1 protein-coding gene is annotated in these 1,553 nt (G+C 66.1%); it reads right to left on the bottom strand.

All coding sequences use genetic code 11. The features are described 5' to 3' along the window. A protein-coding gene (locus tag MXD59_RS25895) for an IS3 family transposase (RefSeq protein WP_248827182.1) occupies positions 1-1,461 on the bottom strand; the annotation gives its coding sequence in 2 pieces (ribosomal slippage) (positions 1-1,098 and positions 1,098-1,461; 1,462 coding nt annotated over the 2 pieces). This gene is flagged as partial in the annotation. Positions 1,462-1,553: the final 92 nt, after the last annotated feature.

The raw sequence follows: 1,553 nt of genomic DNA, 5'->3' as shown, positions 1-1,553 counted from the left end.
AGGCTGCTTGGTTCGTGGGTAGCGCCTCCTCGGTCTCGATGATCGCTGGGGGCTGGTTGATCCACGCCCTGGTCGGCAGGGCGGGCGGGGTCGGTCGGCGGTGGAACCGCTCGGGGTGGGCGGCGTAGGCGGCGTCGAGGACCTGGGCGCGACGGGCCTGGATCTCGTGGGCGGTGCCGTCATGAACGCTGGCCGGGGTGTGCAGAGCGATACCCGAATGCCTGTGTTCGTTGTTGTAGTAGGCGAAGAAGACGTCGCAGAAAACGCGGGCGTCCTGGAGCGAACCGAAACGCCCCGGGAAAGCGGGACAGTACTTGAGTGTTTTAAACTGTGCTTCGCTGTAGGGGTTGTCGTTCGAGACGTGCGGACGGGAATGGCTCTGGTCGATGTTCAGGTAGGCCAGGAGGGCGGCGACCGGCTGGGACGTCATCGAGGTCCCACGGTCGGCGTGGACAGCGATCGGCCTGACCCTGCCGTTCGCGGCGACGGCGTGTTCGATGAAGGCCTTCGCGAGTTCCCCGTTCTCGGTGGGATGGACCTCGAAGTGGATGGCTTTACGGGAGAATATGTCGAGGATGACGTACAGGTCGAAGTAGACGCCGCGGGCGGGTCCGGTGAGTTTCGTGATATCCCAGCTCCAGATTTCGTTGGGTCTGGTCGCGAGGAGTTCCGGTTTCTTCCGGGCGGGGTGGGTGGCCTGGGCCCGCCGCTCGACGGTCTGGGCTCGGGCCCGCAGCAGCCGGTACATGGTGGACACGCTGGCCAGGTAGACCCCCTCGTCGAGCAGGGTCGCCCAGACCTGGGCGGCGGACTTGTCGACGAACCGGTCGCTGTTGAGGAGTTCCAGGAGCCGTTCACGTTCGGTGTCGTCAAGCGCTGCCGGGTGGACGGCCGGGGTCCGTGACGGGATGTCCGTGGAGGGTGTGGGGTGGCGCCGACGGTACATTGTCGCCCGGGACAGTCCGAGCAGGTCGCAGGCGACTTTGACCGAGGTCAAGGGCACCAGCGAGGTGAACGCCTCGTCGACTATCTGCCGGGTTTCCTGCCGGAATCCGCGCTCTCGGAGATCAGTGCCAAGAGCGCGTGCGCTTTTCCCACGACTTCCAGCGCCGCTTTCGTTCGTGCCAGCTCGGCGGTGAGCCGTTCGTTCTCCCGCCGTAGCCGCTCGTTGTCGGCGTCTGTCTCGGCCGCCGCGGGCCGGCCGGCGGGCCTGCCCTCGAGGGCTTCGCGAGCCCCCTGCTCCTGTGCCTCGCGCCATTTCTGGATGTGGGAGTGGTACAGACCTTCCCGGCGCAGCAGGGCGCCTCGTTCGCCCGCACCGGTCAGGCCGTCGTACTCGTTCAGGATTCTCTTCTTGTAGGCCGCGGTGAAGGTCCGGCGCTTCGGCCGGTCCGACCGAGGTCCGCCTCGCGAGGAGCTCACCCCGCCATCCTCCTGCTTCGAGGAGGCCATGTCTGCCATGGTCAACGTCACTGGTCTGAAGATCCCGTCTCGCCCTACCGCTACACAGGTCTCAAAGATCCATCTGTCTCATGGGACTCTGACAGACAGGG

Source organism: Frankia umida (assembly GCF_023242945.1).
Taxonomy (GTDB): domain Bacteria; phylum Actinomycetota; class Actinomycetes; order Frankiales; family Frankiaceae; genus Frankia; species Frankia umida.
The sequence above is the reverse complement of the archived record's forward strand: the minus strand, read 5'-3'. Positions and strand labels throughout refer to the sequence as shown.